Below are 14043 nucleotides of genomic sequence, written 5' to 3'. Positions count from 1 at the left end.
CTCAAACAGTCCGGGCCGCTGATCCTCCGCGGCGCTTAAGCGGCACTAAAACTCACCGCTGAAGGGGCCCGGGCCGTATCCTCCCGGCACCTCTTTCCGGTTACCATCATGAAAGTCGAAAGTTGAAATATTTATAGAACAGGGTGTGAAACAGCAGTTCCCGAAGATGATCCAGGGTGGCCGGTTCATTGAGCACCTGGGTGCTGTGAACAGGGCCGCCGCGCGTCAGGACATACACCACTGTCATATCCGTAAAGGTGAAGATCAATCCGAACAGCAGGGAAATCGGCGCCGTCCAGGGGAGAAGAATCAGAAACCGAACCAGCCATTTCCCCCGGAAGTCGGCGGAAAGGACCATCGCAAGAATATTGGACAAAATGAGGACGATGATCTGGGAAGAAAGCGTAAAAATAAACGTGTTCATCAGCGCTTTTCGAAAAATTGGGTCCCCGAGGACGGCCTGGAAATTTTTCAGTCCGATGAAATGCAGCTCGGCGGATCCTGTTGTGGCATCGCTCAAGCTGTAAAATACGGCAAGGACCAGCGGAAATCCGATCATTGCGACGATATACAGAATCGCGGGTGCTATCATTGCCGCCGACAGCACCTTCCGGTTGTCCAGCCAGTATCCTCCCATCGTCGGATTCTCTTCAACAAGTGTTTCCTGGACGGCTGTCATAACGATCCTTGTGGTGGATAAGCGATGAGTTGTGATTGACCCGGTTTAGGGTGTTCAGGGGCCGATGCCGGCATTTTTGCTGATACCGGTTTCGGCGTCGAAAAATCTCAGATCCCGGTCGGCGATCGAAAAGGTGTGGGTCTTTCCTTTTTCAACAGGGACGTTGGCTCTGGAAGGGAGCCTTGCGATCACATGTTTTTGAGACGAAAGGGAATGATATAGTTGTAGACCAGATGTTCACAGGCCCAGCGGGTCCCCCTCGGACCTTTCAGTGCGGGAACGAAGAAAACGTCTCTCGCAATTTCAGGAACCTCTTTCTGAGCTGAGCGGTAGGCGGACAGGGAATTGAGGATATAAGCGGCTTTTCCGGCGATCAGCGCCTGGTTGTTCGACACCGGCACCCATGCGAAGACTTCCGGCGTCATAGATGGCAGGTTAACTGGATATCCGTTTTGATCAGCCCCGATGATTACCGCCTGGTGTAATTCATTCAACTGTCGATTTTCATAGGCCGGTGCCGGGAGGATACGGACCGCGCCCCGCGCGATTTCGTTCAAGTGCCGCTGAATGGGCTCGGCCGTATCCTCCCGGCACCTCTATCCGGTCACCGTCATGAAAGCCGAAAGTTGAATCATTCAGATGAGTGGGGCGTTGACGAACAGATTTCAAAAATTCACTTGACATTCATTGATCGGGTTTTATTTTAAGATCTGAGAAAAGCAAACTATCCGAAAGGGTGGGACGCAAAGCCGCTGGCCTAAATCGTAGTTGGAAGACTATGACACGGTAGCAGGGTTGCCTCATTTTTTTTGCCCTTCTTCCGGGCATCGTTTTTCCTTCCTGCCTGATCCGTTACCCTCCGTATTTATCATCCAAGACAACGAAACGAAGCCTGTGCCTTCAGAATGGTAATCTTCAGCCTTCAGTCCCTGAACGGATTTGACCGGGGGCGGATAAATGCTCAAATTACGTTATTATGGAAGGAGCAAACTTGATGGCTATCGTCGGCATTCATGAGCGGACGGATTTGAGGGGCCGGGTTGGGGTTTTCGAGAATCGGATCCATGCCGGGATTCTGCTCGGCGAGATGCTGGCGCCTTATCCGCTGGATAACGGCATTGTTCTCGGGATTCCCGCAGGCGGGGTTCCGGTGGGGCTGGCTGTGGCGGATCGCCTGGGGCTGCCTTTCGACGTGGCGGTGGTCAGCAAGATCACGCTGCCCTGGGATACGGAGGCCGGTTATGGTGCTTTGGCCTTCGACGGGACCTGCCAATTGAACACCGCCCTGATCGCGCAACTGCGATTGTCGGAAGAACAGATCGCGGAGGGCATCCGAAAGACCCGGTCAAAGGTGGCGGGTCGGTCGGAGCGGTTCCGGGGAAAGCGGCCTTTCCCGGAGGTGAAAGGGCGTCCGGTGATCCTCGTGGATGACGGGCTGGCCTCCGGATTCACCATGAAAACCGCCCTCGAAGCGCTGCGAAACGCCGGGGCGGATACGCTGATCGCTGCGATCCCCACGGCGCATGACCGGGCGGCAGCGGATATTGCGGATCTTACGGAGGGCGTCTTCTGCGTTAACATCCGCGAAGGCGGCCGGTTTGCCGTGGCGGAAGCCTATCGGCACTGGAACGATGTGAGTGAGGACGAAGTGATGGACATGCTGAAGCAGGAAGACCGCCGACAGAAGCTGCCGAGCCGTTACGAGGAGGAGCGGGAAGATGGTACGGGATAAACCCCGGATCCGGGTCTATTACGACGGGGCGTGCCCGCAGTGCGTCAAGGACAGGCGGACCTATGAGAAACTGTCGGGGCGCTCAAAAGACGATATCCAGTGGATCGATATCACGGGCAAGGAGCGTTTTCTGCGTTCGATGGGCATCGACCCTGAAAAGGCATTGAAGGCATTGCATGTTCAGGATGAGAACCGGCAAACGCTCTCGGAAATCGACGCATACGTCCTGCTGATGAAGCGGGTTCCCATATTGAAGCTTCCGGCAATGATCATCGGGCTGCCTTGGATTCGCCAGGTGCTGTCAAGGCTGTATCGTTGGTCTGTCAATCGCAGATTGCGCCGTACCGGAAGGACGTAACCCGGAAGAACACGCCGCTTTCGGAAAACGTAACCGCTCCGCCTCGAATATCGCGAGGGCGTGAGGTGCGGTCCCACCGTGAGATCGGCAGCCGGCGGGCGCCTTTTCGGAAGCGCAATGCGGACCGCTCCCCGCCGGCTGCAAAAATCGTGTGAATCAGGATTCGGCCCGCCTCACATATCTATATGCGAGGCCGTCGGCCGAGAACCATAAACACGACCGCCAGAATCAGACCAATGACAAAGGTTATCCATGCAATTTCGACGGCGACGCCGGCGATGCCGGTGAAACCCAATACGCCGGCGATAATGGCGATAATCAGAAATGTGGCTGCGTATCCTATCATGTTTATCTCCTTTATTCAGTTTTTGGCACTGTCTATTCGGTCATTGTCGCAAAAGTCGATGTTGCGTTCTTCGTTTGCGCAAGCGGCGCTGCTCCGGTGCTTCACTGAGCGCTTATCGCCGATGATCCCTGGACGACTTTCCGGTCGAATCACGGGTTGCTCGTCTCGAGGTTGTCCACCACTTGCACCACGCCCTCAACGCTTCGGGCGACGCTCAATGCAAGCGATTTCTCTTTTTCGTTTTCAACCATACCGGTCAGCGTGACAACGCCCTTGTCGGCGTCAACGTCGATGTTGAGGGAGTGAACACCGGGTTCCGCCATCAATTTGGCTTTGATTTTACTCACCAGCACCGCATCGTCGACGTAATCGCCGGCGCTCAGTTTCCCGATCTGAAGGTTGTCCCGAACGGATTTGACGCCGGAGACGTTCCCCGCGATTTCAACGGCCCTGGCGGCATGCTGTTTGCCGTCCACGACACCGGTCAGCGTCACAACCCCGCCGACGACATCCACGTCGATTTTGGCTGCACTGACATCGGGTGATTTTGCCAGGGCGGTCTTGACATTTGCCGAGAGCGCGGTGTCGTCCACCATTCCTCCCATATTACGCTCATCGCTGCCGACTTTGTACCCTCCCGCAGCGCCGCCGCCCACCAGGGCCGGACCGCACCCGATGGGAACCACAAATAAGAGTATCAGGGATAAGAACCACCATTTTCCGACCATTTTGTTTCCTGCAGTTTTCATCGCGACGCTCCTTTTTCTTGGTGTTGAGTGATGATTGAGTGCCGGGGCCCGATGCGTTCGGGATCCGGCGTGTCCGACCGAAGCGCGGCCGACTGTCGGGTCTATTCACATAACTATACGCATGGAAGTTGCCCGCGCCAATACATTGTCGACCCCAATCCCATCGTATTTTCAGGGTACCCGACTTTCGACTTTCCCTCTCTGTTCATCCTTGACCTCGAAAATCCGATTTCGTATAGTTTCGCACGAGAAGCACGTCCGATCCGAAAACGACAGAATATCGGCTTTATCGCTTTTTTCGCCGGGATCCCGAACGGTTTGACGCTTTTTTGCCGTTCACCGGCGGAATGGGTCGGCGCAGATACGGGAAGGGGGTGAAAATGGGACAGGATACCGATCGTCAGGCAAAGCTGGCGGACGAAATACTGGCATCTCAGAAAACGCGCTCGGATCTGTTGAAGTGGAAACTCGTCATTTGCGCGGTTCTGGGTGCCGCCGGATTGGGATTCGCCAAGGATGCCAGTCGTACGAGTATTGTACTGCTGGCGTTGATTCCTCCGGCCTGCCTGTATGTCGATCTTCTTTGTACCAATATCAATTTGCGAATCATGGTCATCGGCAGATATTATTCAGAGGTCCGGAAAGACCGGTATGAACAGTTTGTTGAGAAACGAAGAATCTCATTTGCCCTTGAAGACTGGGCACTTTACGGTTCGACCTATGTGATTGCCATTCTCTTGATTTTATCCGGCATTGCTATCCTGGCTCTTCGGATATATCGCTATTCCGGAAATCTGGCAGATATCAACGCGGTTGTCGGGCTTGCGGAATGCATGGCCGTTCTGGTCTCTGCTGCGCTCTCCATCCGGCTGACCCACATGACGATCAAGGCCTTCAAGCTTGCCCTGTCACATCAAAAATTTGAGGGTGAGAAGAATATCGAAAGCGCCTTTTTGCAGGAGTTGACCGGATCGAAACGGCTTCGTCGGGTCATGAGTTGTCTGCTTGGGTTTGGACTGAAAAATGAAGAAGAAGGATGAATTGATTGCCGGTTATCTGTTGGATCGGTATGGCCGAGAGGATGCCGTGAAACTTTACGGTTTTCTCAGATCTCACGGTACGTTCGATTTCAAGCGGCTGGGAAACGGATTGTTTCCCGCAACCACGGCACCGGATCAGGATTCTTCCGGTTATCAGTATGTCTGGGTCAGAGACAATGTTCATATCGCTCATGCCCACTATCAGTGGGGCGATATCGCGGCGGCGGCTCAAACGGCCGAAACGCTGATGACTTTTTTTCAGTCGCAGCGCAAAAGAATGAGAGCGATCATTCAGGATCCTTTGTTGGCGTCAGATCCAATGAACCGCCCGCACGTTCGATTCGACGGCAGGCGGCTGAGAGAACTCGATCAGAAGTGGGCCCACGCGCAAAACGACGCATTGGGCTATTTCCTCTGGTTTTATAGCCGGCTGGCGAAAGCAAAAGCGGTGCCGTGGACGGAAGACGAACAGGCATGTCTGACGGATCTTGTAGCGTATTTTCAGACCATACGATATTGGGAAGATAAAGACAGCGGGCACTGGGAAGAAGAGCGCAAGGTCAGCGCATCCTCCATCGGGACGGTGGTTGCGGGTCTGCGCGAGTTTTCAGGATTGGACGGCAATGCCGGACCTGACGTGGCAGGGTTGCGCGCCAGGGGAGAGACCGTTCTGGAAACGATCCTGCCGTATGAGTCCCGGCCGTCAAGAAGGTACGATGCCGCCCTCCTGTTTCTCATCTATCCGTTGAACGTGGTTTCCCGGGATCAGGCGGCCGTGATCCTCAGGGACGTCAAGGAAAATCTGGAAGGCCATATCGGGATCAGAAGATACCTGAACGATTCATACTGGTGTCCGGACTACCGGAAGATTTTCAAGACGAAGGAACGAACCCGGGACTTCTCCGACACCATGCAAGCCCGGGATGCCCATATCAGGTTCGGCCGGGAGGCCCAGTGGTGCATTTTTGACGCGCTGATTTCCTGCATTTATGCCCATCAACCCAGCCTGACGAAAGATGGAGAAGGCCTTCAAGCCTATCATCTCAATCGTGCATTACGCCAGCTTACCGAATCGGCGGACGGGAGGCTGTTGTGTCCCGAGGCCTACTTCCTGGAAAAAAACGCGTATACGCCAAACGATCACGTACCCCTCCAGTGGGCCCAGGCCAACCTGAGGCTGGCAATTCATTTTTTTTGCACCCCTGCCGAGTCCCACCCCGACCGCCTCCGATTCCCGGTTCGTTTTACGCGTCCGTGACCCGATCGATAGGAACGGCGGTCGATCACGGGCAAGCCTCCCGCGTCTGAAAGCCGCGTTGCACAAAGCCGTTGTCATGGCTGTAATCCGTGCATCAGCACCAGGGTATCTTTTTTGACCCTGGACAGGGCCGCCACATAGTCGCATTTAATGCGCAATAAAAAGAAAATCCGTTGATCCGCCAACGGCCACAACGTCTCAAAATTCCCCTGACCTTTGGAAAGAATCACGTCCGCGGATTGAAATACCTGCTGAAACGCCGCGGTCGTTTCGGCAAGAATCGTTCCCGGGTATACGCTGCCGCTGGAAATGACCGGTATAAGGCGGTCAAGTCCGACGGCTTTGGCATCCTCCAGCGTCACATCATTGATGATCGGTTTGTCTCGAACCGCTCCCACGATGCGAAGGTTCGGATAAATCTGCTGCAACGTTTTTATGAACAGCATATCAAAAACAATTTCACCGCTGTTGTCAAAGAGGTAGAGGAGTGTTGCCGCGCTTTCAAGCGCTTTTTTCAGCGGCGCGATATCATATCGGGCAAAGGGGACTTCGGTAAGGATCCGGAGTTCCTCGTCCAGATTCATCGTATCATAACTTCTGGCACCAAAATCTATGACATTCCCCGCCGCGGCAATCTGCAATCCGGTTTCAAACGGACATTCGTCGTCGTCTATCGTTTTCTGAAGCATGCCTGCGTATTTCAAAGAGAGAATGTTGGATTTTTCTTTCAGTTTCGCGTAGATGTCAAAGGCCGGCGATTCACCCAGTTCCTGAATGATCGCGTCCGCCACACGGCGAACGACATGCTGAACCAATATATCTCCTGCCTTGGCTTTTTCCAGGGCGGCCCTGGCCGCGGCGATGATGCGTTCGGTTTGGTCTTCAGTGAGTTCGGCAAAACGCGCTGCTGAACGGGCCTGATTCATGATGCAGGCATGGCAATATGACGCGATGCCGGCAAAAGGGTTGTTTTTTTCTTCAGCAAATCCCATAGAATATTTTCCGTTTTTTTCTGATAACGCAACTTTCGACTTTCATAGGCCGGTTACCATCATGAAAGTCAGCGTTGAATGATACCATTGCGGTCAATCGACCGGCTGCCACAAGGCCGTGCTAACCCACGATGTTCATGACCGCGCGTTCGGCGGCGCCCAGAGCGCCCTCGAGATACCCGCCTTGGACGTCGGCGGTTTCCGTGCCGGCGAAATGGCAGGTGCCGTCCCAGATGGCGCTTCTGCCGGCGGGGACGTGGTATTGGGGATGCGTGTACATCGGCGGCTGATCGAATGTGGTGGCCGTGAAGCGTTCGCGTGCCCAGTCCTGGTAAAAAAAGGCCGTGGGCCGGGCGGCCTGGGCGCCGAAGATGACGGCCAGTTGGGCCATGATCGCATCGGTCAGGGTAGCGGTCTGGTTGCGTTGGGCCGCGGGAATGCCCACAAAGCCTGTGAGACCAAAGGGCCCCTTGTCGTGGTTGGATCCGTCGTGGATCTCGCCCAGGGGCCCGCGCTCGCTGAAGGCCTGGCCGGAGAGGCCCGTCTGCCGCCAGAAGGGTTCGTCGTATATGGCGGAGAATTTTGCCTGGCCCGCCATCCACGTCCCGATTTTCAGCATTGCCTGGGTCAGTTGGTGGGACAGTTCAGGCGTAAAGAGAATAGTGGCGGCGGCAAGACGGGGCGGCAGGGCGAGAATCAACTGATTGGCCCTGAACCGGGCCCAGGGCGGTTTTTCCAGCTCGCCGACGCTGACCAGAATGCCGCCGACTGTTTTTTCGATGTCGCACACCGGGTGATTGCATCTCACGGCGTTTTCAGGAATGCCTTTGCGGAGTTTCCGGATCAGTGAATGCATGCCCCCGAAAAGTCGCCGGGAAGGCGGTTCCATGGGATATCCGCGGACGGTCTGGACGGCGCCGTCGGATCGTTGAAAACGTCCCAGGCCCGTTTCAAACTGGGGATAGCTGTTGAGGCCCAGGGTTTCAATCAGGTGCGTTATTTTCGGATGAATCGCCGGCCAGTACCAGGAAGGGCCGAGATCGGAGAAAAACCCCTGGTACCCAGGACATAGAATCCTGCCGCCGATGCGCTCACGCGCTTCAAGGACAACGAAGGAGGTGTTTTTCCGGGACAGCAGCCAGGCGGCATAAATACCGCTCAGACCGCCGCCGACAATGAGGGTGTCGACGGTTTCTACAGACATCATGACAAACCCTTTTCTGCTCGAACATTTTGCAACCCGATCTGGTGAGTTCCGGATCGGAAAATATCAAGGTACTGCACGATTTGTGCCGAAACAGATCCCCTGGTGCCGGCTGTTGAGGCTGAAGACCGAAGGGTGAAGACTGAAGGGGCACGCCTCTAATCACTTAATCCTGATAATGAATTAACGCCGGTAACGTTTTTCAGGTGGGAGGGTAACGCACCCTTGACACAAAGGCACAAATGGGATCCGGGCGGGAGATGGACGTGAAGTGTTGGATTATCGAAATCCGAGCGTCATGATCGTGACGGATGCGATGCCGTTTCAGGCGTACCGCTTCGCTGTTCCTCGGATGCGGTGGGCGGCAGACCGACGGCGGTGCGCGGACAAACCGACCTGGGTGATCATCGTTCGCCGAAGATCAGCAATATCGCCAGAAACGGCGCGATTACAAAAAATGACGCTACGATGAAGACGATAAAGAGTCGGTCTTTCAGCCTGTCTGTGGATGCATCAATCCGTTCAATCCGTTCAAGGCGATCCTCGGTTTTCATGGCCCGGCGCTTTCGAAACCAGGTCAAGAGGGCTAAAACCATGGTCGCGACCGGGTAACTGACGACCAGTACGGCAAAAAAGATGACAATGTTGGTTATCGCAATCATAATACAATATCTCAGTGCTGCAGCGACATGTCAATCCCGGATTCCTGGGGCCCCATCGCCGAAATTTTTCCCGTGGGATGCGTGTGCAACGTCATTTGAGCGCGAACTTGTATTCTCATGACCGATCATGGGGTGGTCGCCTTCGGTCTCTGAAGGCTGAAGACGGAAGGCTGAAGGGGTGTGCTTGTGACGAACGGAGCCTTTGTGCCCCTTCAGCTTTCAGTCCCTATTCGGTCGCCATAACGAACGTGGACGGTTGCGTTATTGATTGCTGCATTTTTCTCATTAAGGAAAGGGGAAAGCGGTTTTGTTCGGCTCAAGGGATTGGGGAAAAGTGATACGGCATCAGTTATGTGTAAACGCGCAAAACTTGTCCGTGTGGACATGGGTCTCAACCGTCGTGTGTTTCAGCCGCGACAGATGGGAGAGCCGGGAGCCGTATTCCGACGGGCATCGGCGCGCTTTTGAGACGACGGTAATGGCGGCCGCAAGATCGTCGGCATTCAGCGGCCAGACGTGAAGGTCCGCAACAATACTGTCGCCGTCTGATTCAATGGCGTCGACAATGGCGGAATGGATGTCTTTGTCCCTGTGGGCGTCCAGCAGAATCAACGCGCTGCTCCGGAGGAGCCCCCAGGCCCACCTTGCGATCAGAAGGCCGCCGACAATACCCATAACCGGATCGAGAAAAGACCATCCAAAAAACTTTCCCGATATCAGCGCCGCAATTGCGAGTACGGAAGTCAATGCATCCGCTATGACATGCAGATAGGCCGCACGGAGGTTATGGTCGTGCGTATGGTGAGAATGGTCGTGACGGTGATCGTGCTCATGGTCGTGTCCATGATGTTCGCCGCCTTTGCCGTTCAGTATCCGAATGCTCAGGAGATTGACCGCAAAGCCGATGATCGCGACAAGAATGGCCTCGTCAAAGGCGATATCCACCGGATGGACGAAACGACTCAACGATTCGACAATCATGTAAAGGGCGGTGCCCCCCAGAAACAATGCGCTGGTGTAGGCCGACAGAATGCCGAATTTTCCGGTGCCGAAAGCAAATTTCGAGGAATCGGAAAACCGTCTGGCCATCACATATGCGAAGTAGGTGATGCCCAACGCAAACGCGTGGGTTCCCATATGCCAACCGTCCGCCAGGAGGGCCATCGACCCTGTCACGACGCCGGCGATGATTTCAGCGAGCATGGTGATGCCGGTGAGGATAATCACGCTCAACGTCTTCTTTTCATTTTCCTGGTGGGCGCCGTCGAAATTATGCTCGTGCCGTATCCGTCTGATCGTTTTTTCTTGCATGGAAATCGCCGTTCCCTTTTTCTGTATTCTCAACTTTCGACTTTCATCATATTTCAGTCTATAGTCTTTTTACCGAAAGTTGCGTTAAAAAGCGCCGTTTCGTGCTTTGCGTGAGACGGATTTTCTTTCGGAAGGCGCTTGAAAAAGATGTTTTCACGCAAAGACGCAAAGAACGCTAAAGAACTTTAAAGTCTGAAGGGGTACTCCCGTGCTCACATAATCACATAACCACCGTCACGAACGTCGAAAGTTGAGCTGTGTTATCGTAATTGTATACCGCTATCGGATTTTTCCGAGGAGGTCAATGAGCTCATCAATGAGGCGGTCTCTGTTGCCTTCGTGCAATGATGCTTCCTGAATGCATCCCCGCAGGTGATCCCCGACGATTTGCACCCAGACGCCCCGAACGGCACCGGAGACCGAGGCCAGTTGCCGAAGAACCTCTATGCAGTCCCGGTCGTTCTCGATCATGCCGCTTACCCCTCTGATCTGCCCCTCGATGCGGTTGAGCCGCTTGATCAGCCGTTCCTTGTCCTGGCCCGTTCCACAAAACGCCATGTCATCCTCCCGTCAAATATAGTATATGGGGTCATGCCCTATATTGTCAAAAGGCAATTGTCAAGCAGAGATGTAAAGACGTGCGCGCCTGCTCAACCTGGACATCGTTTAACGTAACTTCCGACTTTCATGGGTCGGTGCCGGAAGGGTAGGACCCACGCCCTGCTGCAACGCATTGATGCCGGTTCGGCAACAGGGGCTTGTACGGATTGACTTGGTTGGAAAAAATATTTTAAGATGCCGATCGAATTCGAAAAGCGCGGTTAAGCGGCGCGATGGGATCAGCACTGTTTCAATCACCGGCACGACGGAGGAGTATGACAAATGCCAGGTTTCAGGGAACGGGCCGCCGAGGGCCTTCAGGTTGGGGACACATTCAGAATCTCACGGACCTTTACAGATGAAGACGTTATCCGTTTCGCCCGGATATCGCGGGACTATAACCCGGTTCATTTCGATGCACGTTTTGCTGAAGCACGGAATTTTCCGGCACCGATTTGTCATGGACTTCTGGCGGCAAGCCTGGTTACCGAAATCGGCGGACAGATTGGATGGCTGGCGTCCGCGATGAACTTCCGATTCAAAGGACCCGTATATGTGGGTGAAACGATTACATGCAGCTGGGTCATCACGGCCATCGACCCAAAAGGTCGCGCCACAGCATCCGTCACGATCACCAGAGAAGACGGCGTCACCGTGATCGAAGCGGAAATCGGCGGTGTCGTGCCGGGACCCGAGGAGCGTAAGATCCTGAATCGGATGCTGTCGGAAGGGGATCCGACAAATGGGCTGACGGCTGCACGGCGGGACCGGGAGGCGAACACCGAAACATGACGACCGCACCAGCACGGATCCGTGGTTTCACTGCGCGTTGTTGCTGTACGAATCCAATGCCTCCCGATTGATTTGTGGTCGTCAGATATTATGTTTTGATTCAAGACGCATGACAGGGAAAGACAGTAACTGTCATGAAATCGAGTTTATCAGGAGGTTGCTATGGAATCGTCACATGCTGTGGAAACATCATATCGGAAGGATAAAGCCGCCATGTGCTGTGCAATGGGAAAAAAGAGAATGATGGATGCTCTCAGATCCTGTGATTACTGCACAACCAGCATGGAGGAACGCAGTTCGTGCTATAAGGCGGTCGCCAAGGACAGCGGCCTTCGCACCAAAACCTGCATCATGATGTAAAGACATGACATAACGCGTTGATTCAATGAAGTGTTGCTCTATGCCGGGATCAGGCAGGCTCGACCCTAAGACCTGCTTGTCCCGGCTTTTTTAATTTTTCCGGCCCCTTCAGCCTATGAGAGCGGAATATGAGCGGACGCTGTCTTCTGGTGAAGATAAATCAGTGCAAGGTGATATAACGGCTGTTAATAATACCGTTAATCAACAGGTAGACGCCAATGATCAGGACGGTATAACCGAATATGAAGTATATTACCCTGAACCAGGGGGGCGGCATCACGGCTTCTGCGTTTTCCAGTTTGCCTTGTTTCCTCAACCGGTCGACCCATGCCGGTTTCTCCTCTTCGGCTTCATCAACAGAAACACTCCCCGAAAACATAGCCTCATTCATCGGAAAACTGGAAGGCCGAAGGTGGCCGATGAAAAAATGCACGATAAAAATGTAGGTGATGGCCAAAATTGCTTCGGCTCTGTGCAGGAGCGCTGTGATATTCAGGATCCAGCCGGGGAAAAATCGACTGGTCAACAACGGCGCCGTCAGCATCAGACCGGTAACTGCCAGCAACGGCAATCCCCAATAGACCGCCCAGTAATCGAACTTTTCCCAATAAGCCCAGCGATTCAATGCCGGCCGTGAACCGATACCGAAAAGCCACTTGATTTGCTGGACAAAATCCTTCAAATCCTGAAGATTGGGTACCAATGAGTCCGGACCCAAGATGCTCTTGACCGGATTTTTCCAATCCAATCGGGTCAACTGAAAAAGGGTGTGAATCAGGAAACCGACCAGCATCAACACACCCACCCACTTGTGGATGGAAAGTGAATTTTCATATCCGCCAAAAACAGCGTTGAGTTGCTTCCCCCACGCTGTGGCAACAAACAGGCGGCCTAATCCCGTTGCGGTCTGAATAATGAACGTCAGCATCAGGAAAAGGTGAAACAGGCGGTCCGATATACTGAATCGCTTAATGTGCATCGTCACCGTCATTTTTTTTCGTCCTCTTTTTCTCCAATAATTCTCTTAACCCCACCAAAAAGCTATGGGGAATAAAAAAGGCCAATGTGCCGATGAGGAGCACAAGCATGAACCAATAGGTGTAGTACAGTGCGGGAAAGTTTTTTCGGGCTCCCATTGATCCGGGGTCGGGTTGATGAACGATATAGGAAGCAAAAGAAACGCTGGAGCCCTCATGACATTTGGCGCATACATAGGCATGTCTGCGTATGGGATTCATGGACGAGAAATAGTGTTCGATACCGGCTATGGGTTCTCCGCCATGGCATTGACGACAGGTGAGGTTTGCCCGTGTCGTATGGATATCATGGGTTTCGTTAATGTGACAGTCTTCACAGCGCAGGTTGGCGTAAAACTTGATGCCTTGGTGAGAATCGGCCAGGCGATTGCGTATCCGCACCCTGGCGGCACCAGGACTATAAGGAAAAATACCTCGCCTGACGCCGGGTATTTCAACAAAAGGACGCCGGCGGCGAGGCAGGACCTCGTATTCTTCATAGTAGCCGGTGCTGGCTTCATGCTCCTTATAGCGCCGGATGGCGGATGCAACCTCTTCCGCGGCTCCGGCTACGCCGCTGATAGACATTACGCCCACCAGGGTTAACGCCCCCGCAGCTATGAGCAGACTTCGGATACGAATAATGTCGGTCATCGGTCACTCCTGCAGGACTGTTTTGAAGTGTTTTATTCGACAAAATCGATGGTCTGGCCAATCGGCTTCGGCAGGCGCGCCAGTTTCTCCCAATCCTCCTGGAGATCTTTCAGATCATCCTTTTTGTGCTTGTGACAGGCTTGACATGAATTCGGTATGACCGGATTTTTCATCGTATCCGAAGGCAGCAGCGCCTTGAACACATGGCTGTGAATATCACCGGATTCCGCGCTCTTGGCAATTCTGGGCATGTGGCAGCCCAAACAGTTGGCAAACGAATGGATGGCGTG

17 protein-coding genes and 1 riboswitch are annotated in these 14043 nt (G+C 53.9%); of the genes, 5 read left to right on the top strand and 12 right to left on the bottom strand.

The window, feature by feature from the left end:
- Positions 1-106 precede the first annotated feature (106 nt).
- Both AB7S84_RS12755 and AB7S84_RS12750 read right to left on the bottom strand, forming a co-directional pair.
- A complete protein-coding gene (locus AB7S84_RS12755) occupies positions 107-679 on the bottom strand; it encodes a carbohydrate ABC transporter permease (RefSeq protein ID WP_428154842.1) in 573 nt (190 codons plus the stop codon).
- Positions 680-867: 188 nt separating this feature from the next.
- The gene (locus tag AB7S84_RS12750) at positions 868-1104 is read right to left on the bottom strand and encodes a hypothetical protein (RefSeq protein WP_428154840.1); all 237 of its coding nucleotides are present in this window, start codon (positions 1102-1104) and stop codon (positions 868-870) included.
- Between the two features lie 283 nt (positions 1105-1387).
- A riboswitch (cyclic di-GMP riboswitch) is annotated at positions 1388-1482 on the top strand.
- A gap of 191 nt (positions 1483-1673) precedes the next feature.
- Here AB7S84_RS12750 and AB7S84_RS12745 point away from each other — a divergent pair.
- Together AB7S84_RS12745 and AB7S84_RS12740 are read left to right on the top strand one after the other, a co-directional pair.
- Complete coding sequence (locus AB7S84_RS12745) at positions 1674-2411, top strand: phosphoribosyltransferase (RefSeq protein ID WP_428154838.1); 738 nt, start codon at positions 1674-1676, stop codon at positions 2409-2411.
- Positions 2398-2769, top strand: a complete 372-nt coding sequence (locus AB7S84_RS12740) for a thiol-disulfide oxidoreductase DCC family protein (protein ID WP_020876706.1) — start codon at positions 2398-2400, stop codon at positions 2767-2769. Before AB7S84_RS12745 ends, AB7S84_RS12740 begins: the two co-directional genes overlap by 14 nt.
- 181 nt (positions 2770-2950) lie before the next feature.
- Here the strand turns inward: AB7S84_RS12740 and AB7S84_RS12735 are convergent, their stop codons facing one another.
- Together AB7S84_RS12735 and AB7S84_RS12730 are read right to left on the bottom strand one after the other, a co-directional pair.
- Complete coding sequence (locus tag AB7S84_RS12735) at positions 2951-3115, bottom strand: DUF1328 domain-containing protein (RefSeq protein ID WP_020876705.1); 165 nt, start codon at positions 3113-3115, stop codon at positions 2951-2953.
- A 149-nt stretch (positions 3116-3264) separates the two neighbouring features.
- Positions 3265-3864, bottom strand: a complete 600-nt coding sequence (locus tag AB7S84_RS12730; protein WP_020876704.1) for a BON domain-containing protein — start codon at positions 3862-3864, stop codon at positions 3265-3267.
- A 380-nt stretch (positions 3865-4244) separates the two neighbouring features.
- On the opposite strand from AB7S84_RS12730, the gene AB7S84_RS12725 reads away from it, so the two are divergent.
- Positions 4245-4904 carry a hypothetical protein gene (locus AB7S84_RS12725; RefSeq protein WP_428154835.1) on the top strand — a complete coding sequence of 220 codons (660 nt, stop codon included), beginning with the start codon at positions 4245-4247 and terminating at the stop codon, positions 4902-4904.
- Positions 4888-6162 (top strand): glycoside hydrolase family 15 protein, encoded by a 1275-nt coding sequence (locus AB7S84_RS12720; protein ID WP_428154833.1) that lies wholly within the window; start codon positions 4888-4890, stop codon positions 6160-6162. Before AB7S84_RS12725 ends, AB7S84_RS12720 begins: the two co-directional genes overlap by 17 nt.
- A 74-nt stretch (positions 6163-6236) precedes the next feature.
- Here the strand turns inward: AB7S84_RS12720 and AB7S84_RS12715 are convergent, their stop codons facing one another.
- The 5 genes from AB7S84_RS12715 to AB7S84_RS12695 all read right to left on the bottom strand — a co-directional run bounded on the left by AB7S84_RS12715 (position 6237) and on the right by AB7S84_RS12695 (position 10889).
- The gene (locus AB7S84_RS12715; RefSeq protein WP_428154831.1) at positions 6237-7154 is read right to left on the bottom strand and encodes a damage-control phosphatase ARMT1 family protein; all 918 of its coding nucleotides are present in this window, start codon (positions 7152-7154) and stop codon (positions 6237-6239) included.
- A gap of 121 nt (positions 7155-7275) precedes the next feature.
- Complete coding sequence (locus tag AB7S84_RS12710) at positions 7276-8361, bottom strand: flavin monoamine oxidase family protein (RefSeq protein WP_428154828.1); 1086 nt, start codon at positions 8359-8361, stop codon at positions 7276-7278.
- 401 nt (positions 8362-8762) lie between these two features.
- Positions 8763-9020, bottom strand: a complete 258-nt coding sequence (locus AB7S84_RS12705) for a hypothetical protein (protein ID WP_020876699.1) — start codon at positions 9018-9020, stop codon at positions 8763-8765.
- Positions 9021-9365: 345 nt separating this feature from the next.
- The gene (dmeF, locus tag AB7S84_RS12700; protein WP_428154826.1) at positions 9366-10331 is read right to left on the bottom strand and encodes a CDF family Co(II)/Ni(II) efflux transporter DmeF; all 966 of its coding nucleotides are present in this window, start codon (positions 10329-10331) and stop codon (positions 9366-9368) included.
- 279 nt (positions 10332-10610) lie between these two features.
- Entirely contained in the window at positions 10611-10889 is a 279-nt protein-coding gene (locus tag AB7S84_RS12695; RefSeq protein WP_020876697.1) for a metal-sensitive transcriptional regulator, read from the bottom strand.
- Positions 10890-11213: 324 nt separating this feature from the next.
- Between AB7S84_RS12695 and AB7S84_RS12690 the strand changes: the two genes are divergently transcribed.
- Positions 11214-11723, top strand: coding sequence for a MaoC family dehydratase (locus tag AB7S84_RS12690; protein ID WP_020876696.1), 510 nt, complete (start codon positions 11214-11216; stop codon positions 11721-11723).
- Positions 11724-12243: 520 nt separating this feature from the next.
- On the opposite strand, the gene AB7S84_RS12685 is transcribed toward AB7S84_RS12690, so the two are convergent.
- The 3 genes from AB7S84_RS12685 to AB7S84_RS12675 all read right to left on the bottom strand — a co-directional run.
- A complete protein-coding gene (locus tag AB7S84_RS12685) occupies positions 12244-13062 on the bottom strand; it encodes a formate dehydrogenase subunit gamma (RefSeq protein ID WP_144016451.1) in 819 nt (272 codons plus the stop codon).
- Positions 13052-13753, bottom strand: a complete 702-nt coding sequence (locus AB7S84_RS12680; protein WP_428154822.1) for a cytochrome c3 family protein — start codon at positions 13751-13753, stop codon at positions 13052-13054. The genes AB7S84_RS12685 and AB7S84_RS12680 overlap by 11 nt, the downstream gene beginning before the upstream one ends.
- A 32-nt stretch (positions 13754-13785) precedes the next feature.
- A partial coding sequence (locus tag AB7S84_RS12675; protein WP_428154820.1) for an ammonia-forming cytochrome c nitrite reductase subunit c552 occupies positions 13786-14043 on the bottom strand: 258 nt, incomplete at its 5' end.

Origin of the sequence: Desulfococcus sp. (assembly GCF_050178255.1) — a bacterium.
Classification (GTDB): Bacteria; Desulfobacterota; Desulfobacteria; order Desulfobacterales; family Desulfococcaceae; genus Desulfococcus; species Desulfococcus multivorans.
Note: the sequence above shows the minus strand (reverse complement) of the source record. Positions and strands in the feature narration are given on the sequence as shown.

What these genes read in the sequence shown, in the direction of transcription:
- AB7S84_RS12690 (WP_020876696.1), top strand. Translation starts at nt 11,214, where the DNA reads ATGCCAGGTTTCAGGGAACGGGCCGCCGAGGGCCTTCAGGTTGGGGAC.
- AB7S84_RS12720 (WP_428154833.1), top strand. Translation starts at nt 4,888, where the DNA reads ATGAAGAAGAAGGATGAATTGATTGCCGGTTATCTGTTGGATCGGTAT.
- AB7S84_RS12755 (WP_428154842.1), bottom strand. Translation starts at nt 679, where the DNA reads ATGACAGCCGTCCAGGAAACACTTGTTGAAGAGAATCCGACGATGGGA.
- AB7S84_RS12740 (WP_020876706.1), top strand. Translation starts at nt 2,398, where the DNA reads ATGGTACGGGATAAACCCCGGATCCGGGTCTATTACGACGGGGCGTGC.
- AB7S84_RS12735 (WP_020876705.1), bottom strand. Translation starts at nt 3,115, where the DNA reads ATGATAGGATACGCAGCCACATTTCTGATTATCGCCATTATCGCCGGC.
- AB7S84_RS12685 (WP_144016451.1), bottom strand. Translation starts at nt 13,062, where the DNA reads ATGCACATTAAGCGATTCAGTATATCGGACCGCCTGTTTCACCTTTTC.
- AB7S84_RS12745 (WP_428154838.1), top strand. Translation starts at nt 1,674, where the DNA reads ATGGCTATCGTCGGCATTCATGAGCGGACGGATTTGAGGGGCCGGGTT.
- AB7S84_RS12710 (WP_428154828.1), bottom strand. Translation starts at nt 8,361, where the DNA reads ATGATGTCTGTAGAAACCGTCGACACCCTCATTGTCGGCGGCGGTCTG.
- dmeF (WP_428154826.1), bottom strand. Translation starts at nt 10,331, where the DNA reads ATGCAAGAAAAAACGATCAGACGGATACGGCACGAGCATAATTTCGAC.
- AB7S84_RS12695 (WP_020876697.1), bottom strand. Translation starts at nt 10,889, where the DNA reads ATGGCGTTTTGTGGAACGGGCCAGGACAAGGAACGGCTGATCAAGCGG.
- AB7S84_RS12705 (WP_020876699.1), bottom strand. Translation starts at nt 9,020, where the DNA reads ATGATTGCGATAACCAACATTGTCATCTTTTTTGCCGTACTGGTCGTC.
- AB7S84_RS12725 (WP_428154835.1), top strand. Translation starts at nt 4,245, where the DNA reads ATGGGACAGGATACCGATCGTCAGGCAAAGCTGGCGGACGAAATACTG.
- AB7S84_RS12750 (WP_428154840.1), bottom strand. Translation starts at nt 1,104, where the DNA reads ATGACGCCGGAAGTCTTCGCATGGGTGCCGGTGTCGAACAACCAGGCG.
- AB7S84_RS12715 (WP_428154831.1), bottom strand. Translation starts at nt 7,154, where the DNA reads ATGGGATTTGCTGAAGAAAAAAACAACCCTTTTGCCGGCATCGCGTCA.
- AB7S84_RS12730 (WP_020876704.1), bottom strand. Translation starts at nt 3,864, where the DNA reads ATGAAAACTGCAGGAAACAAAATGGTCGGAAAATGGTGGTTCTTATCC.
- AB7S84_RS12680 (WP_428154822.1), bottom strand. Translation starts at nt 13,753, where the DNA reads ATGACCGACATTATTCGTATCCGAAGTCTGCTCATAGCTGCGGGGGCG.